Origin of the sequence: Corynebacterium sp. HMSC063A05 (assembly GCF_001809695.1) — a bacterium.
GTDB classification, from domain to species: Bacteria; Actinomycetota; Actinomycetes; order Mycobacteriales; family Mycobacteriaceae; genus Corynebacterium; species Corynebacterium amycolatum.
This window is the reverse complement of sequence record NZ_KV798496.1, coordinates 223167-244467: the sequence shown is the minus strand read 5'-3', so window position 1 is coordinate 244467 and position 21301 is coordinate 223167. Positions and strand designations below refer to the sequence as shown.

Annotated in this window: 16 protein-coding genes and 1 tRNA gene; 11 read left to right on the top strand and 6 right to left on the bottom strand. The window is 57.3% G+C overall.

All coding sequences use genetic code 11. The features are described 5' to 3' along the window. Positions 1–8 precede the first annotated feature (8 nt). The 3 genes from HMPREF2651_RS02815 to putP form a co-directional block, all read right to left on the bottom strand. On the bottom strand, positions 9–509 hold the full coding sequence (locus HMPREF2651_RS02815; protein ID WP_049180815.1) for a hypothetical protein: 501 nt from the start codon (positions 507–509) through the stop codon (positions 9–11). A gap of 108 nt (positions 510–617) precedes the next feature. Next, entirely contained in the window at positions 618–1223 is a 606-nt protein-coding gene (locus HMPREF2651_RS02810; protein ID WP_246817326.1) for an HNH endonuclease family protein, read from the bottom strand. Between the two features lie 132 nt (positions 1224–1355). Then, positions 1356–2879 carry a sodium/proline symporter PutP gene (gene putP / locus HMPREF2651_RS02805; RefSeq protein WP_083303366.1) on the bottom strand — a complete coding sequence of 508 codons (1524 nt, stop codon included), beginning with the start codon at positions 2877–2879 and terminating at the stop codon, positions 1356–1358. A gap of 593 nt (positions 2880–3472) precedes the next feature. On the opposite strand from putP, the gene HMPREF2651_RS02800 reads away from it, so the two are divergent. The 10 genes from HMPREF2651_RS02800 (at position 3473) to HMPREF2651_RS02755 (ending at position 16172) form a co-directional block, all read left to right on the top strand. Next, positions 3473–6712 carry a DEAD/DEAH box helicase gene (locus tag HMPREF2651_RS02800; RefSeq protein WP_038628419.1) on the top strand — a complete coding sequence of 1080 codons (3240 nt, stop codon included), beginning with the start codon at positions 3473–3475 and terminating at the stop codon, positions 6710–6712. Then, a complete protein-coding gene (locus HMPREF2651_RS02795) occupies positions 6712–7770 on the top strand; it encodes a hypothetical protein (protein WP_038628422.1) in 1059 nt (352 codons plus the stop codon). Before HMPREF2651_RS02800 ends, HMPREF2651_RS02795 begins: the two co-directional genes overlap by 1 nt. A gap of 2 nt (positions 7771–7772) precedes the next feature. Then, a complete protein-coding gene (locus tag HMPREF2651_RS02790; RefSeq protein ID WP_049180813.1) occupies positions 7773–8948 on the top strand; it encodes a metallophosphoesterase family protein in 1176 nt (391 codons plus the stop codon). A 3-nt stretch (positions 8949–8951) separates the two neighbouring features. After that, the gene (locus tag HMPREF2651_RS02785) at positions 8952–11609 is read left to right on the top strand and encodes an ATP-binding protein (RefSeq protein ID WP_049180812.1); all 2658 of its coding nucleotides are present in this window, start codon (positions 8952–8954) and stop codon (positions 11607–11609) included. Positions 11610–11623: 14 nt separating this feature from the next. Then, the gene (locus HMPREF2651_RS02780) at positions 11624–12115 is read left to right on the top strand and encodes a MarR family winged helix-turn-helix transcriptional regulator (RefSeq protein ID WP_038628431.1); all 492 of its coding nucleotides are present in this window, start codon (positions 11624–11626) and stop codon (positions 12113–12115) included. Positions 12116–12184: 69 nt separating this feature from the next. Continuing rightward, positions 12185–12637 (top strand): MarR family winged helix-turn-helix transcriptional regulator, encoded by a 453-nt coding sequence (locus tag HMPREF2651_RS02775; protein ID WP_038628433.1) that lies wholly within the window; start codon positions 12185–12187, stop codon positions 12635–12637. Between the two features lie 169 nt (positions 12638–12806). Next, positions 12807–14009, top strand: a complete 1203-nt coding sequence (locus HMPREF2651_RS02770) for an ABC transporter substrate-binding protein (protein ID WP_038628435.1) — start codon at positions 12807–12809, stop codon at positions 14007–14009. Between the two features lie 30 nt (positions 14010–14039). Next, positions 14040–15215: a FecCD family ABC transporter permease gene (locus HMPREF2651_RS02765; RefSeq protein WP_038628438.1), complete on the top strand. Its 1176-nt coding sequence runs from the start codon at positions 14040–14042 to the stop codon at positions 15213–15215. Then, entirely contained in the window at positions 15215–16006 is a 792-nt protein-coding gene (locus HMPREF2651_RS02760; protein WP_038628441.1) for an ABC transporter ATP-binding protein, read from the top strand. The genes HMPREF2651_RS02765 and HMPREF2651_RS02760 overlap by 1 nt, the downstream gene beginning before the upstream one ends. 93 nt (positions 16007–16099) lie before the next feature. Next, a tRNA-Arg gene (locus HMPREF2651_RS02755) sits at positions 16100–16172 on the top strand. Positions 16173–16321: 149 nt separating this feature from the next. On the opposite strand, the gene HMPREF2651_RS02750 is transcribed toward HMPREF2651_RS02755, so the two are convergent. From HMPREF2651_RS02750 to HMPREF2651_RS02740, 3 genes are read right to left on the bottom strand one after another with little or no spacing between them, the layout of a single operon-like run. Beyond that, entirely contained in the window at positions 16322–17053 is a 732-nt protein-coding gene (locus HMPREF2651_RS02750) for a LutC/YkgG family protein (protein ID WP_049180811.1), read from the bottom strand. A gap of 2 nt (positions 17054–17055) precedes the next feature. Then, positions 17056–18630 carry a LutB/LldF family L-lactate oxidation iron-sulfur protein gene (locus HMPREF2651_RS02745; protein WP_070560037.1) on the bottom strand — a complete coding sequence of 525 codons (1575 nt, stop codon included), beginning with the start codon at positions 18628–18630 and terminating at the stop codon, positions 17056–17058. After that, positions 18630–19418, bottom strand: a complete 789-nt coding sequence (locus tag HMPREF2651_RS02740) for a (Fe-S)-binding protein (protein WP_049180809.1) — start codon at positions 19416–19418, stop codon at positions 18630–18632. Before HMPREF2651_RS02740 ends, HMPREF2651_RS02745 begins: the two co-directional genes overlap by 1 nt. 263 nt (positions 19419–19681) lie before the next feature. On the opposite strand from HMPREF2651_RS02740, the gene argS reads away from it, so the two are divergent. Further along, the gene (argS, locus tag HMPREF2651_RS02735) at positions 19682–21283 is read left to right on the top strand and encodes an arginine--tRNA ligase (RefSeq protein ID WP_222867213.1); all 1602 of its coding nucleotides are present in this window, start codon (positions 19682–19684) and stop codon (positions 21281–21283) included. The last annotated feature ends 18 nt before the right edge of the window (positions 21284–21301 follow it).

Here is a 21301-nt window from a genome sequence, read left to right as displayed (position 1 = left end):
CTCAATCCTTAGATGAAGAACATCAGGATGCCGGCGACAACCCACAGCAGGGAGAAGATGCCGGAGAACATGGCCAGCTGGCCCTTCTGCTTGTCCCAGTCGAGCTCGTCAGCCTTCTTGCGACGCTCGATGAACTCCGGATCGTCAACATCCTCGTCTTCATCAGCGATGCCGAGGCCGGCCATCATCAGACGCTGACGCGGAATGATCAGGAAGAACAGCAGTGCCCAGGCGATGATTGCCAGCAGGATTGCGGCGTGCATTGCCCCGGACTTCATGTAGGTCGACACATCGGTGAACATGACACCGAAGCCGAGCAGCGGCACGAGCAGCGACCACATGCCGTAGGTGCGCGAAATGGCGTGCATGGTGCGCGCGGAGCCGACCGTTCCAGCCTCTCCGCCGCGGGCTGCAAGCGCGAGCTTCGGGAACATCGAAATTGCGACAGTCACCGGTCCAAGCAGCAGAATTGCCGCTAGGACGTGAACCATAAGAACTACGTTTTGCACGTATTACCTTTCCACGACTGAATGTAGGCCTCGCGTTCAAGCGAGGAGTGGCCTGGATATTTCCTTATTAAGACCAGTCCTTAACTTAACGTGCTCGCACTATTTTCTCTATTTCGTGCCTTTCCCAGCGCGGATCCCACACGCAGCTGCCAGCGCCGTCCAGTCTGCCGAAGATACGGGCAGGTCCCATTTAATGGCCACCGCTAAGTAACGCTGCGAATAGTCACACGCCTTCGCATCTTCGGGAAGCCATTCCGCCGGGCTGGCATCTCCTTTATCCCTGTTGACCGCACTTCGGGTGGGCGCGAGGTTGGCCTCGATATCGTTGCCAAATCGCCGACGCCGCTCGGCATCCCAGGCGTAGGCTCCGAAATCCCACGCCGCTGCCAACGGATAAATGTGGTCGATATCGACCTCATGCGCACCCATCGGGTCACCCGTGTAAGGGTCGGGGATTTCGCGCAGGGCGCCGTCGTCAAGCGAACATACAGAGCCCCCGAACCACGCCGCCAACACTTTATGGCGTGTATTGCAATCGGCAGAACCTGCCCAGACGTCGAAGCGCTCGCGCTTGTACCCGGTGACGGTGGGGCGGCCTGCGACGACGCGCACAGTGCGCAGTTGCTTGACGACGGCTTCGGCGTCCGGCCCAGCGGGGGAGGAGGTGACGAGAACTCGCGTAAGTGCAAAGGATGAGACAAAGGCGGCGGTCAAGACGGCGGCTAGGATGGCAAATAAAAAAGGGCGCATACCTAGTTGGGCGCGAAAAATACTTTTTCGGTTCCTTGTAGGTATGCGCCGGGGCTAGCCTGTGGGGCTAGCGGAGGCCAAGCCTAAATCGAAGTGTTAGACCAGAGCCTGCTTTGCTGCGTGGTCGAACTCTTCCTTGATCTTCTCATTCGGTTCCTTCGTAGCCAGCGTGACGATGATCATCACGACAGTTGCAGCGGCGAAGCCCGGGACGATCTCGTAGAGAGTGTCGCTGAGCGAGCTCATGCCCCATGCGAAGGAGACAACCGCACCAGTGATCATGCCGGCAGCAGCACCTGGCGTGTTCAGGCGCGACCAGTAGAGGGCGGCCAGCAGCACCGGGCCGAATGCCGAGCCGAAGCCAGCCCACGCGAAGCCAACCAGATCCAGAATGGAGCTGTTGGGGTTCGCAGCGATGATTGCGGCGATAATGGCAATCAGCGCAACCGCGACGCGGGAGAGAGCCATGTAGGTCTTCGGACGCAGGGACTTGTTGACCATTGCCTTGAACAAGTCCTCGATTAGCGCGGAGGAAGACACCAGCAGCTGCGAGGAAATGGTGGACATGATTGCTGCCAGTACTGCAGTCAGAATCAGGCCTGCAATCAGCGGGTGGAACAGGATGCGGGTCATGTCCAGGAAGATGGTCTCGTAGGAAGACGCATCAGTGACCGAAGCATCTGGGTTCGTAGTGAAGAAAACAGTTGCAGTCAGCGCCACGAGGACGGAGCCGAGCATGCACAGTGCCTGCCAGCCAACGCCCCAGCGGCGGCCCTCGGTTGCGTCCTTCGCGCTACGCAGAGCCATAAAGCGAACGATAATGTGCGGCTGGCCGAAGTAGCCCAGACCCCAACCGAGCAGACCGATAATCGTGATTAGCGGAATGCCAGCGAACGGATCGAAGAAGGTCTCGACCGGCTGTCCCTCGCTGCCCGGGTAGGGGTTGTTAGCAGCAAAGCTGAAGATGTCCGAGGCGGAGTTGCCATTGCTGATTAGGTAGATGATGCCGACAGTCGGAACCGTCAGCAGCGCGATGAACATAATGATGCCCTGCACCGTGTCTGTGTAAGACACAGCCAGGAAGCCACCGAACAGGGTGTACGCGACAGTGATAGCCGCTACCAACAGCATGCCGACGAGGTAGTTGCCACCGAACGTCGACTCCCAGTAACGGCCACCTGCCACCATGCCCGAGGACACGTAGAAGGTGAAGAACAGCAAAATAATCAGGCCTGCGGCAACGCGCAGCACCTTCGATGTATCGTGCAGACGATTCTCCAGGAACGACGGCACGGTAATCGAGTTACGAGCAATCTTGGTGTAACTACGCAGGCGTGGTGCGGTGAACTTCCAGTTCAGCCATGCGCCTGCGACCAGGCCGATTGCAATCCAGGTCTGGTTCAGACCCGAAAGGTAAATCGCGCCGGGCAGACCCATCAGCAGCCAGCCGGACATGTCCGATGCACCCGCTGACAGTGCCGCGACGAACGGATGTAGGCCGCGGCCGCCAATCATGTATTCGTCATACTCTGCAGTCTTTTTCCATCCGGTCCAACCGATGTAGACCATCAACAGCAGATAAATGACTAGTGCGATGATGAACCATGTGTGTTGGTCCACAGGGCAACTCCTCATTATTTATTAGTCGTACAGTCGGACTCGCGCACTACCTAGCGCACCAAAAAGCATTTTCGGCGCACAACTCAATTTCGCTTAATCAAGTCTGCTTGACGACGTTCACAGCGACGCGGCAGCATCGAGCCAAAAAGTGGCCGACGTCCACGGTGGAACCTGCGGTTCGCGATTCAACACAGCTTCAGCTTCCGGACTATCTTCGACAGTCATCGGAGCCTACTGGCACATGCGAACCATGGCAGAACTATTGCACGAGTCACACATTTTTAATTCTTGTGGCCTATACGACGTTTTCATGTGATGCGCTGCATTGCAAGATAAGAAGCGTTGAAAAAGCTTTTAAAAATCGGTTAAGTGCGACAAATTACCTGGGAAAAGGGGTATTTGGGCAGAAGGGGAGTAGTTTTTGCAAGATACATAATTCGAACAAGCGTGCTAATGTTGTGGTGTGGTGGAAAAGCTGATCCGGGGTGCGTGGCAGAATCTTCATTGAACAAATATCTGGTGGCGAAGTCGCCGGGTGATTAGACGGTGATGACTGAGCAGGCGATGACTGAGCAAGCAGTGGGGAGGAAGTAATGGATCAAGTTGCTAAGTCAGCGGTGCCGTTGCTGCTGCACGCGGTCTGGAAAGATGATTCGGGTCTTCACCTATGGGTGGAGCGGCCAGAGGGGCACCGGATTATTGCGGACGTGGATTTGCTGGAAGTCCCGGCGCATCAGCGTCGGCTTTTTGCAGTGCTGGACCAGGGGAGTCGAGCGCAACTGACGCTAAAGCTGCGCACACCGAAGGGGCGGGCAGTAGAGAAAGCGGTACCCACATGGGTGTTCCCGCCATGGGCTGCGGTGACAGCACTGGTGCAATTGCAGGAGGAAGTTGCCTCGGCGGCGATGGCACCGGATCTTCGGTTCTTTGTGGATGTTGTACAGGGATTGGATGCTTTCGCACGCTCTGGGCGGGCATTGGTGGCGCTGACATGGGAAGACAATGAGTGGTGGCCGACGTGGCGGATGTCGGAGGGGCTGAGTGAGATTGCTTGGCAGAGTCAGGTCATTTCCCGTACACCACCGGTGTTGATTGATAACGGAGGTGCCACGGTGGCTGAGGACTTCATCAATCGGATGTTTCATTGGGTCACCAACGCGCTCCTGGCCGATTTGGATGAACCGGCAGAACAGCGTCAGAGTTTCGTGCGGTCGTTGTTGCAGTCTCAGTCCCTGGGGCGTGCGACGCCGGGGGTGGCGCAGTCACTGGCAAAGTGGAGACTGTCGGCCGATGGTGAGGATGTTCGTCTGCAGCTAATGGTGCAGGAACCTGTTGGTTTTGAAGGCCAGCTGGAAGACTTGCCGGATGTGGATCTTCCGCAGCTGTTGGAGTTGCAGGATCGAGCGGATGAAGAAGGGGGCTCAGTAACTCGCTTCAATCCTCGTTCAGCTGCGGTGGAACATGAGACTCTATGGCCATTGCGGATGTACTACCGCATCGGCGTCGCAGCTCCGGAGCACCTGAATCCAGAAATGTGTCGCCGGTCCGTGCTGTCGCTGCTTCGCCCGCAGCTATTGGCTGCACAGGAGGCATTCCCAACGCTCAAATATGCGAAGGCAGCGGGCCACCCGGGCTTGGATCTGCTGCTGACCTCAGAGCAGCTGATAGAGCTTATGACTGATGGCATCTCGCAGCTGGCAAAGGTTGATATCGATGTGATGCTGCCGCCGAACTGGAAGTCAGTGGAGACCACCCTGCAGTTGCACACTGAAGTCATCCAGTTAGATCCGACGGGGCCTGCTGGGCGCCGTTCGGAACCGAAACTCGGATTTGACCAACTGGTTGATTACGAGTGGAAGCTGGCCGTGGGGGATGCCGTACTGACGGAAGCGGAAATGCGTGAGCTCGCTGCATCGAGTACGGGGCTAGTGCATCTGCGAGACCATTGGGTGCACGCGAACCCAGAGGTAGCTAGGGAAGCCCTGAAGTTTTTGGTGGAGCAGACCAAGGCCGGGGAGGAAACCGGTAAGGGGCAAGCCACCCTGAAAGAGCTGGTCTTCGACGGTGGCTTAGAGTCGCAAGCTCCAGCAGCAGTGCCAGTCGCCCCCAGGGATCCCTCTTGGCTCAAGGCGTTGGTGTCGAAGTACTCAGACGGTTCCACGGTCCTCGCAGAGTCCGTCGAGGTGCCACCGAGTTTTGTCGGTGAGCTGCGGGAGTATCAACAGCGCGGTGTGGAGTGGCTGACGGATATGTCCAACCGCGGCTTTGGTGTCATTCTCGCTGATGACATGGGGCTCGGTAAGACTGTGCAAATTCTGGCGCTGTTGGAGTATGAGCGCTGCCGTCGGAAAGCAGATGCTACGGCTCAAGAGCACAGGACTTCGCTTCTGGTGGTTCCGACAGGTGTGTTGCGCAATTGGGCAGCAGAAGCGGCTAAGTTCACTCCAGAGCTTAAGGTTGGGCTGCTGCATGGTTCAAACCGCCCTCATGGTGGAGAACTACAAGAATTTATCGGAAAACACGATGTTGTTGTGACGACCTATGGTGTTGCTACCCGCGATGTGAACGAACTCGCCCAAGTGCAGTGGGATCATGTGATTGCTGACGAAGCACAGGCAATTAAGAACCCCAACGCACAGGTATCCAGAGCGCTGCGGAGCCTGGGCTCGCGACACAACATCGCCATGACTGGTACTCCGGTGGAAAATGACTTGGGCGAACTGCGCACCATCATGGATTTCTGTAATCCAGGCATGCTGGGCTCGGCGAATGCATTTCGCAACAAGTTTGCGATTCCCATCGAGCGTGATGGGAATGCGGAAATGCTACTGCAATTGCAGTCGATTACAGCACCTTTTATCCTGCGCCGACTCAAGTCGGATCCAGCTATCGCGCCGGACCTGCCCAAGAAGAATGAGCAGGTGGAGATGGTGCCTCTCACGACGGAGCAGGCTTTCTTGTATCAGGAGGCCGTGAAGGATATCGAGGACAAACTTAAGCGCTCGAAGCGGAATCGTTCTGGCAGCTTCGGGCGAAAGAGCATCATTCTCGGCGGCATCATGAAGTTGAAGCAGATTTGCAACCACCCAGCGCACTACCAGCACGACGGCTCGGGGCTGCTTAATCATGGGCAGCATCGCTCGGGCAAGGTCGCACGGTTGGAAGAGCTCGTCGATGAGATTGTGCAAAACGGTGAACGCGCGCTTGTGTTCACGCAGTTCGTGGAGTTTGGCAAGATGCTTGCCCCTCATTTCAGCAAGCGCTTGGGCGTGGACATTCCGTTTATTCAAGGGGCAATGACTCCGGCACAGCGCGAGAAAGTAGTGGCAGAGTTTAATGCCCCGGACGGTCCGCCAATCATTTTGCTGTCGACTCTCGCGGCAGGTGTCGGCATCAACCTGGTTGCCGCCAACCACGTCATTCACATTGACAGGTGGTGGAATCCAGCGGTTGAAAACCAGGCCACGGACCGTTCCTACCGCATCGGTCAGCGTAAAGACGTCCATGTGCACAAGCTGGTCAGTGTTGGAACGCTTGAAGAACGCATCGACGAGCTGATTTTTGAAAAAGCAGAATTGGCGGATGCAGTTGTGCGCGCTGGTGAAACCAAGCTGACGGAGATGGACTTTCACCGTTTGCGGTCACTGTGGCAATTGGACAAGGACAAGATTCAGTCACTGCGTGAATCGATGGACGCAGCGGAGTCAAAGTCCGGTGGGACGGTGACCGATGGGGTGAACCCGGAGGCCACGGCATTGGATTCCGCAACCTCGGATGACGATTCGATTCCCAACAATGTGACACCGTTTAGAGTCCAGAAGAGGTGGTACTAATGGCCGGTGACGGAGACGTGACATGGGGCGACAATGTCATCTTTGCCGAGTTTGGCAAGGGCCCCTCTGGAAAGCGCGGTCGTAAAAGGACTACGGCGCGAAGCGCACCAGCAACCAGCTCGACGATTGAAAAGCTCCTGGCCACCCAGGACTGGGCTGGTGCATTTACCGGGCAGCAGCGACGTGGAACCTCAGCGCGTGTGGCGGTCGAGCCACGTACTACTTTTGCCCGGTGGGTGTGGGAGTTCATCATCCGTGGTGCCGATTCGGGTCGTATTCACAGAGGCGAGAAGTACAGGTTCGACGGCAATGTGCTCGGGCTTCGAATCGCGGATGGTTACATCATCGGGGAAGTGCAGGGCAGCCAGCCGGAACCATTCTCAGTCTTTATTCGGTTCCCACGGCGGGAGCAGAAACAAACTGACGACGTACTGCGGTGGTTGGTGAACAATCCGTCGGCTTTTACGGAGTTTGAGCACGGCGAGTTGCCGTATGAGCAGATGGAAATGCTGTTGTGCGATGGTGAAGAGCACATTTATAGCGAATGCACCTGCCCGGACCCAGCACCTGTGTGTAAGCACACCGTTGCAGTCGCCGCTCAACTTGTCGCTGATATCGACCGTGATCCGCTGTCGCTAATGCAGCTGCGCGATTATCCGCAGCGCGAATTGCAACGCCGGCTTCAGGAACTAACACAGCTGCGAAACCGGACTGCGCCAAAGCGCCTCGGGCTTGGCGGCGAGGTTCGGGAAGATCCCAATAAAACCACCCAGAAGTCGGGTGACGCTGGTGGAAATGATGGCGGTGACAACGAGCAGAAAAAGGTTGCCGAGCTTTTCGCGGTCGAAGCCGACTACTGGGGCAATGATTTGGAACGAGTCAGTGTTCCTTCGCTCGAGGTTATTGACCCGCTAACAGTTACCGACCGTAGTTTGCTGCATGAAGCATTGCAGCCAACCTGCGTAGTTTCGAGAGAGACCATTCGTGCAGTCGCCGATTTGGAAGATTGTTGGCAACATCTGCAGGAATCGCTGAGCCTGGAACAAAAGGAGCGCTAGTCATGAAATTCATTCACACCTCAGATTGGCAACTGGGAATGACTCGGTGGTTCCTAGAGCTCGATGGCGGTGAAGCCCAAGCTAGGTTCCACGAGAGTCGCCTCAACGCCATCGACCGCATCGGTGAGTTGGCGACTAGCGAAGGCGCTGAGTTCATCGTCGTCGCTGGAGACGTGTTCGATTCCAATACGTTGCCGGACAAGGTGTTCTTGCGGGCTCTTGAGCGAATCGCCAAGCTACCCGTGCCGGTGTATCTCCTGCCCGGCAACCATGATGCGCTTGATGCTTCTTCCATTTATCGACGTAGCGCTTTCGAATCTTTGGAAGACCGAGGAGTTTACGTAATTCGCGACAGCGAGCCCATTTCCATCCGTGACGGGGCGGAACTCATCGGTGTGCCAGTACACGGCAAGTATTCGGCAGACGACATCGTGGCGGAAATAGCCACGGAGCTTGAGCCGGCCGATGGAATCCGAGTGATGGTCGCACACGGCCAAGTAGAAGGCTTTGGTGCTGATGCGGGAGCCACCATTGATTTGACCAGCTTGGAACAGGCTATTGACCGTGGGGCGTTGCACTATGTGGCGCTGGGGGATTCCCACTCCACGAGCCAACTTGACCATGCTGGCAGAGTTTATTTCTCCGGCGCGCACGAAACCACAGCGTATGACGACAAAGAACGGGATTCCGGCAATGCGCTAGTCGTCGACATCGCAGAGGACGACCCCGAAAAGGGCTCAGTTACCGTGGCCTCCCACCGAGTGGGGCAGTGGGCTTTTCATGCCATCGACATGGATATCACTGGCGCGGAAGACCTCGATGAGTTCTTTGCTGAACTGGACGGTATCGAGGCGAAGACAGACACAGCGGTGAAGTATTCATTGCGAGGAACCGTGACACTGTCAGAGTCGACTACCTTTGAAAACCGACTTGAGCAGTACCAACAGCTTTTCGCTGCACTTTATCGCCGGGAAAGTGGCTCCGATTTAACGGTGGTTCCGTCCGAAGGAGATATCTCTAATCTCAATCTCACCGGTTATCCGCTCATAGCTGCAGAAAAACTAACGGTCTTGAGTAAAGGGCGAACCGAGAGCGGTAGCCCCCTATCAGAATCTGAAACCACCGCAGCAGCTGATGCGCTTCGCTTGCTGGCCCGCCTAGCCGGAGAGAAGGAATAAATCATGCGTTTTCACGACATCGAATTACACAATGTACGTGCGATTGATTCACTCTCAATCACAGGGCTCGCCGAGCGCGGCGTGGTAGTGATTTCCGGTGAAAATGAGTCGGGTAAGACGACAATCGCCAAAGCTATTCACGTTGCACTGACGACAAAATGGAAGTCCAGGTCAAGCGAAGCGCTTAGTCTGAACAGTCACTCCAGCCAGGAAAAGCCGCAGGTTAAGCTCCGGCTGGAGCTTGACGGCTACGAATTTACGCTGGACAAGATCTTTGGTGGCACCAAGGACACCGGCACAATCGTCACCGTCCACTCTCCGACAGCCGAGGTTCTCAAAGATGACCAGGCGGAGGAGTGGCTGGCCGCCCGAATGCACAATGCAGATACCAAGAACCTGTGGCAGGTTTTCGTTGCTGAACAGGGGCAAGCACAAAAGACCCTCTCCTTGGGCGGTTATGTACAAGTCACTAGCGCATTGCAGTCGGCATCGGGGCAGCGCGCGGAAACCGCAGAAGAGGTAGGCCTTTTTGAAGCCGTTGAAGCCGAATACGGCAACTATTTCCAAAAAAATGGCAAAGAGCGCAAGCAGCTTACCGACGTAGACAAGGAGCTGGCGGAAGCCCAGCAGGTGCGCGACGAAGCGGCGAAAAAGGTCCGGGAATTCGAAGCGCTCAATGAGGAAGCTGCTCGTAATGAAGAAAGCCAGCAAACGCAGCGGGCATCGTTGCCAGAAGCCCAAAACGAAGTCGAGCACTGGGGCCAGGCACTAGAAGAACTCGAAAAGTTCAGGGTTGCCGTCTCCCAGGCACAGGAGGTCTCTGCAGCGGCGAAGCAGCAGCTGGACTTAGCTAAACAGGCTCAGCAAGAGCGCGAAGCTTTCATTCAGCAGGCACAAGAAGCCAAGGATCAGCATTCTGCCGCAGAGAAGAAAGTTGCTGAATTTAAGGAAGCGTTCGATAAGGAGGTCGCAGCTTTAAAGAAGGCGCAGGAAGATCGCGATGCGGTTGTAAACACGTACCGCGAAGCTCGAAAGGCAGAAGAACTGGCCGCAGCTGAAGTTGCATTGGGAGAGAAGCGCGGTTTGGTTGAAGCTCTGTCGAAGCGAGTGAAGAAACTCGATGCGCTCCGCGCGCAATTGGCAGAGCACAAGGAGATAATTACTCGGAATTCCGTTACCGAAGAGGTAATGGAAAAACTGTTGACCTGCGAACGCGAAGTTGCAACAGCCGCCGCTGTGCTGGAGGCATCGAGCCCGAGTGTGCAGCTCTCGGCTAGTAGTGCGCAGGAGGTCACGGTCGACGGCGAGAAAGTGGGGCTAGCTCCGGAGGCTGAGACAGTTCAACGCGCGGTTACTAAGCCATTGGCCATCGAAGTCGGCGACGTCACGGTTGCTATACAGCCCGGAGACGGCTCAGATTCGCAGCAGCGCAAGCTAGAAAAAGCAGAGACATCGCTCAAAGAACAGCTTGAGGTTGCAGGCGCTGATTCCGTCGCGGAAGCACAAAAGGCATACACACGACGTCGGGAAGCGGAAAAAGCAAAATTCCAGGTGGAGACATCCATAACTGCGGTGTCCGACGGTGTGGAGTATCACCAGCTCACAGCAGAGTTGGATGATGCGAAGGAAGAAGCACGAGTACACGGCGAGCGGTATCAGGAACTTGCGGGCGAGGATGCGCCGACGGAGATTGACTTGGTATCGGCAAAGTCCCGGCTGGAAGAAGCTGCAGTGGGGCGTAGGGATGCCGAGTCGGAGCGCGACAGTGCTGATATGCGCTTATCGAAGCTGGAGAAGCGTCCTGCACACGCCAACTATACGAAGGCCAGCAGCGAGCTTGAAGGGGCTCGGTCCGTTCTGAAGGTCCGCGAAGATTCGCTCACGGCGACGCGAGAAAAAGCCTCGGACGCCGAGATCTTTGCTGCGGTGGAAAACCGAGGCAAGGACTATGAGGCGGCAGAAGAGCAACTGGCTGCGGCTCAGAAGAAGCTGGCGCAGCGGGATGCCGACGACGTGGAAGCATCGCTCGCGGGCGCTAAGCAGCGACGGGATGCAGTTGAGAATCGCCTGGCTGAGCTGGAAAAGCGTCGGCAAGAGATTCGGGTGCACTTGGACTATTTCGACAGCGCGAATGAGAAACTGGCAGCAGCTGAGGGAGTAGTGGAGCGAACACAGCGAGATCGGAATTCAATGCGTCGACGTGCAGCTGCCGCCAAGACTCTCATGGAGGTAATGACACAGGCACGCGTGGCATCGCGGAATGCGCTGGCTGACCCCTTGCTGCGCAAGCTCGAAGAGTACGGTGGCGGTGTGTTCGGTGCGGGAACTCAGTTCACGATGAATGAGGACTTGCAGATTGAGTCACGGTCCAATGCCGATGGCAAGTTCGATGTCGATGAGCTATCTGGTGGAGCGCAGGAGCAGCTGGACATTCTGCTGCGCTTGGCCGTTGCCGGTGTCATGGAGGGCGGGCAAGGCGCTCCGGTGATTATTGATGATGCATTAGGTTATTCAGACGAACACCGTTTGCGGCGGATGAATAATGCTCTTGCCAAAGCGGGGCGCGATATGCAGGTATTAGTCCTGACGTGCGATGAAGCCCGCTTTGATCGTGTGACAGGAGCGGAGTTTATGAAAATTCAGGATTTGGTTTCAAGATAGTAGGCTCTGTACATATGCAAGATGTTCCGTGGTTAAGTGATGAAGAGCAGCGGTTATGGCGCTCAATTCTGAACGCTAAACGGGCCGTTGACAGGTCAATCGACCTTCAGCTGCAAGATTCTCTCGATATTTCCACTGCAGATTTTTCGGTTCTGGTTGTTCTCTCCGAGGCTGAAGACAATGTAGTGCGCATGCGCACCCTGTGTGAATCCCTGGAGTGGGACCGCAGCCGAATGTCACACCAAATTACTCGTATGGAGCGACGCGGGCTAGTAACTAAGGAACGCTGCGCCTGCGATAACCGTGGTATCGATGTCACGCTTACTGAACACGGTCGAACTGTGATTGAGAAAGCGGCGCCGAACCATGTGAAGCTTGTGCGCCATGTTTTGTTTGATGTGCTCGGTGAAAATATCGACTATCAGGGGATTTCCGCTGTGCTCGATAAGATTGCAGAGACCGCCAATGCGACGGTCACCGATTCAGTCGACGGACAAGCAGAGTAGCCAAAAGTTTTTGTGAGTGTTTTCTCATTTGTCTCCGCTACGAGGCTCTCACCATTAGCCTAGAGCAGTATGAACTCATTTGAATGGCTGAGTGATGATGAACAGCTCTTTTGGCAGTCGATGGTAGCTGCTTTTCGCGAGGTAGAGCGCAATATCGAGCGGAGCCTACGCACTCGAACCGGGCTGACGTTCGCGGACTTTACCCTGCTCATCGCTCTGCATGAGGTAGAGGAGGGGATTCTGCATGTTGACAAGATTTGTGATCGACTGAAGTGGAACCATCCCCGCGCGCTGCTACATACCAACAGGTTGGAAAAGCGCGGATTTATTCACACCGAAGACCACGGCGAAGACCCGGATTCGGATTATGTCGTCGTCTTAACAGGCGTTGGTCGGCACGTGTTTGCCGAGGCGGCGCCGGATTATGTAGACACTGTTCGCCAGGAAGTTATTTCACCACTTGCTGATGAAGACCGCGAAGTGATGCTGAGGTGCTTCCAGTCGGTTCTCGAAAGGAAATAAGACTTCCAAGTCCTGCTAGTAAAACAATCACTAGCAGGGCGCTTTTTTCTCTACGTTTCAAGTTGTAAAGTAAGGCGTGCCTAAAGCAAAGGGGTGAGTGCTCACTTCTCTTTGTGCACCCTAAGTACCAAAAACTACGCAGAAATAAACAAGGCAGAAACTGAAACGCATGAGAGTCAATATTTTCGCCAAGGCTAAAACCGCGCCAAAGACCAAAACTCTGGCCGCAATCGGGTGTGCAGCGCTGAGCTTCGTCGCTACAGCATGCGGTGCGGACGCAGAGTCGAACGAGGCTGCCGACAACAAAGGAGAACTCACTGTCACTGATGTCGCAGGTCGCACTGTGACCTTCGACAAGCAGCCAGAACGAGTCGTGCTCGGTGAAGGCCGCGCCATGTTTGTCACCGCGATGCTTGACCACGAAAACCCGGGTGACCACGTTGTCGCCATGGGCAGCGATTTGCATTCGGGCGCGCCGTCGTTTGAAACCAAGCTTTTCGAGACGAACCCCGAGCTGAAAGACATGCCGACCATCGGCAATATCGCCAAGGGCGATGTCACAGTTGAAAACCTCATCTCCCACGACCCAGACGTGGTCGTCATGACCCTTGACCACAAGAAGGCCGCGGAGCAGTCCGGTTTCCTCACCAAGCTCGATCAGGCAGGTCTGAAGTACGTATTCACCGACTTCCGGCAAAAGCCCCTGGAGAATACCGCCAAGTCCGTCGAGCTCCTCGGCCAGATCGTCGATGAGCAGGACAATGCCAAGAAGTTCACCGACTTCTACACAAAGCGCGTCAACGAGATCACCGAACGTGCCGCCAAGCTCGAAGACAAGCCAAAGACCTTCGTCTGGCGAGCAGCCGGCCTCAAGGATTGCTGCTCGACCGTCAACAAGTCCAACCTCGGTGACCTTGTCACAGCAGCCGGCGGTGAGAACCTCGGAGACAGCCTCCTCGACACCGAATCGGGCGACGTGACCGCAGAGAAGGTCCTGTCCGTCCAGCCGGAGAAGATCATCGCCACCGGTGGTTCTTGGGCGCTCGATCCGAAGAAGCCGGAAGTGCTGCCACACGTCGAACTCGGCTACACCGCCACCCCAGAGACCGCACAGCGCACTCTGGAAGGCCTGCTGAAGACTCCGGGTTTTGACACCCTGACCGCGCCGAAGAAGGGTGATCTGTACGCCGCCTTCCACCAGTTCTACGACTCGCCGTACAACGTCTTCGCGCTCGAGCAATTCGCCAAGTGGATTCACCCAGAGGAGTTCGCTGACCTCGACCCGGTCGCTGACTTCGCCAAGTTCCACAAGGACTACCTGCCCTTCGAACTCAGCGGCACCTTCTTCACCGCGCTGGAGCCGACCAAGTAACCCATCTTCCACCATCGAAGAAGGAATCCGATGACTTACACCAATCTGCACGCTCCCGCGTCAGGGCTTGACGACGAACCCCGCGAGTCCACCTCCACCAACGGCAGTGGAGGTCAAGAGTCGCAGCCCGCCACCGAACAGCACGAGTGTCCGTCGTCAAGCACGACCTACGACTCTGCGCGACAGTACCGACGACGCTCGGCACGGAAAATCGCCATCATTGCGGTGCTGGTGGGGCTGGCCGTGTGCGCGTTTGTGGTGGCGACGATTGTGGGGCCGATGGCACTGAGCGTGGGGGACGTCGTCCGTGGCATCGTGAGCCCGAATGATGTGGACGAAACCACTCGTACGGTGCTGTGGAAGCTGCGTCTGCCTGCATCGGTGATGGCAGTGCTGATTGGTGCAGCGCTGTCGCTTGCCGGTGCACAGATGCAGACAATCCTCGATAACCCTCTGGCGGAGCCGTTTACGCTCGGTATCTCGGCTGCAGCGGCGTTCGGTGGGGCGGCATCGATTGTGCTGGGCTGGGTGATTATTCCGCATGCGCAGTTCAACCTGGCGGCCGTGGCCTGGGTATCATCCGTCGTCGCTGTGGCGATTGTGGCGGCGGCGTCGGTATGGCGCGGCTCGGGTAAGGAATCGATGATTCTGCTCGGCATTGGTCTGGTGTTTCTATTCCAAGCGCTGTTGGCGCTGTTGCAATACCGCGCGACTACCGAGGCGCTCCAGCAGATTGTGTTCTGGACGATGGGCTCGCTACAGCGCGCGAACTGGGTGGCCAACGGTATCATTGCGGCGGCGCTGCTAATCGCTATTCCGTTCACTATCCGCTATGCGTGGGCGCTGACGGTGTTGCGGCTTGGCGATGCCCGAGCAAAAGCCGTGGGCATCAATGTGGATAGGCTGCGCATTGCGACGCTGATTGTAGCCTCGCTGCTGGCAGCAACCGCAGTGGCCTTCGCCGGCATCATCGGCTTCATCGGACTGGTCGGCCCACACATTGCACGCATGCTGGTCGGTGAAGAACAGCGCTTCTTTGCCCCGGCATCGATGGCGGCGGGCGCGGCGCTGCTTGCGGCAGCTCATGCGGTATCCATCACGGTGGTGCCGGGTGTGGCAGTGCCGATTGGCATCATTACCGCAATCGTCGGTGTCCCATTCTTTGTCGGCTTGGTTTTTCTGCGTAAGAGGACGGTGTGGAACTAATGGGCGTATTTCTCGATGTCAATGACGTAGCTGCAGGCTATGGCAAGCGAAAGGTGCTGCGCGGGGCGTCAATACGCACGCTGAAGCCAGGTACGGTGACGGGTTTGCTCGGGCCAAACGCTGCGGGCAAGTCCACACTGATGACCACGCTGGCGGGGATTCGAAAGCCCATGTCCGGGGAGATTGTTCTGACCCGTGACAATGAACGGGTTATCGGTTCCGAACTGCGCGAAGTCGTCGGCTACGTACCGCAGGATCTACCGGCCAGCGCCTCGCTGACCGCATTCGAATCGGTACTGGTCTCCGGGCGGCGCGCCGGGCGTCTGCGGGTACGTGGCTCAGAGATTGAGCACACGGCGGTAGCTCTCCGAAAGGTTGGCATTGAACACCTTGCCGACAGATTCGTCGGCGAGCTCTCCGGCGGTCAGCGGCAGCTCGTCGCCGTCGCGCAGATGTTTGTCCGCGATCCCGAGATCATGCTTCTCGACGAACCCACCTCCGCCCTCGACCTGCGTCACCAGGTGGAACTCCTAAAACTCGTCCGTGCGGAGGTCGCCTCACGGAGCTCCTTGGCACTCGTCGCAATCCACGATCTGAATCTCGCCGCCCGCTACTGCGATGAGCTTGTCATGCTTCACGACGGCCACGTGGTTGCCCAGGGGAGTCCTGTTGACGTTCTCACTCCGGACCTTTTGGCCCGCGTCTATGGAATTCGAGCCCGCGTACTCGATGACGAGGGCGTGCCCGTGGTGTGTCCTATTGAGGAAGACCAGGTTTCTGAAGCCGCGTAGTGGAGATTTGGCTGGGGCGCGGGGCATTTCGCTAATCGCCCCAGCCAAGTGGTAACATCTTTTCTCGTTGCACTTGTTGTACTTGTGCCACACGCCCCCGTAGCTCAGTGGATAGAGCGCCGGTTTCCGGTACCGAAGGTCGGAGGTTCGACTCCTCTCGGGGGCACGTTCTATCCCTCAAGTGATTAGGTTTTTCCTGGTTGCTTGAGGGATTTTTGTTTTAGCGGCCACCTAGCGGAAACGTTTAGTTACCGTTCTTCCAGCGGAACAGCCTGGCGGAGGAATTCGAGTCGCCCATGACAATTCACCTTGGTGCTACTGGCCAGCAATAATCACAATCAGCGTGCGTGGCCCATGGACACCTTCGACTCGGGCAAGCTCGATGTCCGAGGTTGCAGAAGGCCCCGAAATCATGGTGATGGGAGCGGTGGGATTACTCTCGCGTAGACGGGAAATTGCCTCCGGGATGCCGTAGACAACCGTGGAAGCCGGCACAACGCAGATGTGAATATCCGGCACCAAGGTCAGCGCGCGGCGGCCAGAAGTGGCCGAACCGTCCAGAAAAATGGTGCCGGTCTCGGCGCAGGTAACAGCAGAGCTGGTGACAATCGCGTCGAGCTCGTCCAGCTCTTCGGCGGTGAAACCTGTATCGACGCGAATCTCGGTGGTGGCCTTACCCCCACCAGACTCCAACCCCGCAACCCACTCGCGGTCTAGGCCTTCGGGAATACCAATCAATGAAGCCCCGACATCAGCAATTGCCTTCTTCACAGCTTCATTGATTTCAGTTGCCGAGCTCCCACAGCGGCGTACATCGGCTTTGTAATCGGCGATGCGTTCGTCGGCAAGCGAAATGATCTCCTTGGCCGTCAGGTCGGAGGAGCGTTCGTAATCGCGGGGGATGTTGAAATGTGTACCGGGCTCGCCGGTGACGATGCCTGCGTCAGAGGCCAAGTCACGGCCTTCGAAGGCGATCTTCTGAGCATTGCGGATACGCTCGAGGATTTCGCTTTTGGCAATGTTCGCGGATGCTGAGGAATGGGACATCGCTAGGCCTCCTTGCCGGACGTGTCGGGCTGCTTGTTGTCATCCGACAGTCCATTAATCTTCGTCGGAACCTGATTTGCCGATTCACGGGACAGCTGCGCCGAGAAATCCTCCGAACCCCACAGTGAGCGGAACGGCTTCTTCGGCGGAATCGGAGTATCACGCACATCCGACCACCCGCTGAGGAAAAGTGGCAGGGTGTGAATCTCGCCGTTCTTCAACCCGAGTACGCGGGCGAGGGAGGTCATCTTAGCGCTCATGTCCCACAGCTTCTGATTGCCCATGATGAACCCGAGCGTGGCAAAGAGCTTGCCCTCCACCGGCGGGCGGTGCTCCGTGACCTTACGGTGTCGCAGCTCCAGCAGCGCCGCGGGGATATCAATTCGCACCGGGCAGACCTCAAAGCAAGCTCCACACAGCGAGGATGCATAGGGCAGGGAGGCATTCGGATCATCGTAGGAGTCCATGCCGGTGAGCTGCGGGGACAAAATTGCACCAATCGGACCCGGGTAGACCGAACCGTAAGCGTGCCCGCCCACGTGCTCGTACACCGGGCAGATATTCAGGCATGCCGAGCAGCGAATGCACTTCAGCGCTTCACGCCCAATCGGATCGGCAAGGGTGGCCGAGCGCCCATTGTCCAGCAACACAATGTGGAAATTCTTCGGGCCGTCGCCGTCCGTGGTTCCCGTCCACAGGGAGGTGTAGGGATTCATACGCTCGCCTGTCGACGACCGTGGCAGCAGCTGCAAGAATACTTCCAAGTCCTGGAAAGTGGGAAGCAGCTTCTCAATACCCATCACCGAAATCAGTGTTTCCGGCAGCGTGAGACACATGCGGCCATTGCCCTCTGACTCGACGACGGCCACCGTACCGGTTTCGGCCACACCGAAGTTGGCACCGGAAATCGCGACCTTGGCCTCCATAAACTGCTCGCGCAGGAACTTACGGGATGCCTCGGCCAGATCGGCCGGATTGGCTTTCAAATCCGGGTCGACTCCGGGGATTCCATTGAGGAAGATCTCGCGGATATCCTCGCGATTGCGATGGATAGCAGGAACCAGGATGTGGCTCGGCATGTCGTCGGCAAGCTGAACGATGAGTTCCGCCAGGTCGGTTTCGCGGGCGGTGATGCCGGCGTCGGCAAGCGCTTCGTTCAAGCCGATTTCCTGCGTGGCCATCGACTTAATCTTGACGACCTTTTCTTCGCCGGTCTCTTTCACCAAATCCGTAATGATGCGGTTTGCTTCAGCGGCATCCCGCGCCCAGTGGACGTGACCGCCGGCACTCGTCACTGACTCTTCGAACTGCTCCAACAGTTCTGGCAGACGCGCCATCACATCGCGCTTGATGTGGCTGCCCGCGAGCCGCAGCTGCTCCCAGTCATTCTTCTCCGCTACGACATGCGCGCGCTTCTTACGAATCGAACGCGTGGCATGACCGACATTTTCACGCATGCGAGTGTTCTTGAGTTCCTCGTGCGCCGCGGCCGTGAACCCGCGCGTACCGCGCAGATGCCCGACGTTGTGCGGCGCGCGTGGAGGAAGGGCTGGTATGCCGACGTTAATTGCGACCATTACTGCTCACCTCGCAGGGAAGCTTCTTGACGGTTGTCCACTTCAAACGGGGTCTCCTTGGTGGAGGCCAGAATCTCGGCCATATGGATGGCATGCACGCCAGAGTCCTGGCGACGCAGCGCACCACCGATATTGAGCAAGCAGGAGGCATCGCCAGCGGTCACGAACTCCGCTTCCGTAGCGCGGATATTGGCTGTCTTGTCGGCAACCATTGCAGCGGAAGTCTCCGCATTCTTCACCGAGAAGGTGCCGCCGAAACCGCAGCACTCCGCCGCGCCGGGCAGCTCGCGCAAATCGATTCCATCGACTGCACTGAGTAGCCGCCACGGACGGTCACCCACTTTGAGCACCCGCAAGCTGTGGCAGGTGGAGTGGTAGGTCACTGAGTGGGGGAAGTAAGCACCGACGTCAGTCACACCAGCGACATCGGTGATGAACTCGGAGAGATCCAGCGTCTTGTTCGCGCAGGCCTGTGCCGCATGGGTTTGGGCACGGGTACCGTAGCGGCCCGCGATCATCGGATGCTGGTGGCGAACGGCGCCGGCGCAGGAACCGGACGGGGCGACAACGTAGTCAATCGAGGAATCCGCAAAAGCATCAGCGTAGGTGTCTAGCTGAGGAAGGATTTCCTTCTGGTATCCGGTGTTGACGTGCATTTGTCCGCAGCAGGTTTGCTGTGGCGGAAAGACCACATCACATCCGAGCCGCGTGAGAACTCTGGCTGTCGCACTCACTGCATCCGGAAACATCATGTCCCCGATGCAGGTCGCGAAAAGTGCTACTTTCACGGTCGCTCCAAAATGGGTTGAGGATAAGGCAATAATTTCCTACCTGAATGCTACGCCTAGGCCCGGATTAAATCTGTTCTCAACGCAAATTCGCCTGGATCGTGAAAATGGCTAGTTGCAGTCGGACTCCACGACCTGCAGATGCCCCTCAAATGAATCTTTTGGTGGCTGATGTTTCCACGACTGCGATTGACCTAATAGGATAGGCAATCGTGAATCCTGCTGATCTTGCTGTACTAGTCCGAAAAGTCACCGTCGAGGTTTTGACTTCCCACGATGCCGATGTCTCTATCGTGCCGGAAAACCCGACTGTCGAGCGTCCGCGTAACCCTGAGCACGGCGACTATGCAACCAATATCGCTATGCAGCTGGGCAAGCGTGTCGGTATGGTGCCGCGTGACTTGGCAACTGAAATTGCCACAGCGCTCGGCGCCTCTGAGGGTATCGATGAAGCAACCATCGCAGGCCCGGGCTTTATTAACATCCGCCTGGCCTCCGATGCCCAGGGCAAGATCGTCGAGGACGTCTTGGCAGCGGGGGAGAAGTGGGGTCATGCCGATTTCAACTCCAACCTCGACGTGAACCTGGAGTTTGTCTCCGCAAATCCGACCGGGCCGATTCACCTGGGTGGTACCCGCTGGGCAGCAGTCGGTGACGCTCTTGGTCGTGTCCTGTCCGCCACGGGCGCCAAGGTCACCCGCGAGTACTACTTCAATGACCACGGTCGCCAGATTGACCGCTTCTCCGACTCCCTGGTTGCCGCCGCTCGGAACCAGCCGACCCCGGAGGATGGCTACGGCGGAGAGTACATCCAGGACATTGCTGCTGCTGTGCTGGAGAAGAATCCGCAGGCACTCGAGGGCTCTGAGGAGGAGGTCCAGGAGCACTTCCGCGTCATCGGTGTGGACATGATGTTCGAGCACATCAAGGAGTCTCTGCACGAGTTCGGCACCGATTTCGATGTTTACTTCCACGAAAACTCGCTGTTCGAGTCCGGTCAGGTGGAAGCAGCTGTCAACTCCCTGAAGGAAAACGGCAAACTCTACGAAGCTGACGGCGCGTGGTGGTTGAAGTCCACCGATTACGGTGACGATAAGGACCGCGTGGTCATCAAGTCCGACGGCGATGCAGCCTACATTGCGGGTGACATCGCATACGTTAAGAACAAGTTCGACCGCGGCCACAACCTGTGCATTTACATGCTGGGTGCCGATCACCACGGCTACATCGCACGTCTGCGTGCCGCCGCTGCCGCGCTCGGCTACAACGCAGACGGTGTCGAGGTGCTCATCGGTCAGATGGTCAACTTGCTTCGCGACGGCAAGGCTGTCCGGATGTCCAAGCGCGCGGGCACAGTAGTGACCTTGGACGACCTGGTTGAGGCAATCGGTGTCGATGCTGCTCGCTACTCGCTAATCCGTTCCTCCGTGGACTCCAGCCTGGATATTGACCTGGGGCTGTGGGCTTCGCAGTCCAGCGACAACCCGGTCTACTACGTCCAGTACGGCCACGCTCGTCTGTGCTCAATCGGCCGCCGTGCCGAAGAGGCTGGTGTGACCAGCGAAGATGCCGACTTCTCCCTGCTGGTAGAGGACCGTGAAGGTGAGCTCATCCGCACTATCGGTGAGTTTCCGGCGATCATCAAGTCCGCTGCTGACCTGCGGGAACCACACCGCATTGCCCGTTACGCTGAGCAGCTCGCCGGTGTCTTCCACCGCTTCTACGACACCTGCCAGATTCTGCCTAAGGCCGACGAAGAGGTATCCGAGCTGCACCGTGCTCGTCTCGGCCTGGCTGAGGCTACCCGCCAGACGCTGGCCAATGCTCTGCAGCTGCTCGGTGTTACCGCACCTGAGCGCATGTAGTCGAACGCGCCCGTAAAA

Coding starts and splice junctions, on each gene's coding strand:
- HMPREF2651_RS02800 (WP_038628419.1), top strand. CDS start 3,473: ATGGATCAAGTTGCTAAGTCAGCGGTGCCGTTGCTGCTGCACGCGGTC.
- HMPREF2651_RS02790 (WP_049180813.1), top strand. CDS start 7,773: ATGAAATTCATTCACACCTCAGATTGGCAACTGGGAATGACTCGGTGG.
- HMPREF2651_RS02775 (WP_038628433.1), top strand. CDS start 12,185: ATGAACTCATTTGAATGGCTGAGTGATGATGAACAGCTCTTTTGGCAG.
- HMPREF2651_RS02745 (WP_070560037.1), bottom strand. CDS start 18,630: ATGGTCGCAATTAACGTCGGCATACCAGCCCTTCCTCCACGCGCGCCG.
- HMPREF2651_RS02750 (WP_049180811.1), bottom strand. CDS start 17,053: ATGTCCCATTCCTCAGCATCCGCGAACATTGCCAAAAGCGAAATCCTC.
- HMPREF2651_RS02780 (WP_038628431.1), top strand. CDS start 11,624: ATGCAAGATGTTCCGTGGTTAAGTGATGAAGAGCAGCGGTTATGGCGC.
- HMPREF2651_RS02765 (WP_038628438.1), top strand. CDS start 14,040: ATGACTTACACCAATCTGCACGCTCCCGCGTCAGGGCTTGACGACGAA.
- HMPREF2651_RS02785 (WP_049180812.1), top strand. CDS start 8,952: ATGCGTTTTCACGACATCGAATTACACAATGTACGTGCGATTGATTCA.
- HMPREF2651_RS02760 (WP_038628441.1), top strand. CDS start 15,215: ATGGGCGTATTTCTCGATGTCAATGACGTAGCTGCAGGCTATGGCAAG.
- HMPREF2651_RS02770 (WP_038628435.1), top strand. CDS start 12,807: ATGAGAGTCAATATTTTCGCCAAGGCTAAAACCGCGCCAAAGACCAAA.
- HMPREF2651_RS02795 (WP_038628422.1), top strand. CDS start 6,712: ATGGCCGGTGACGGAGACGTGACATGGGGCGACAATGTCATCTTTGCC.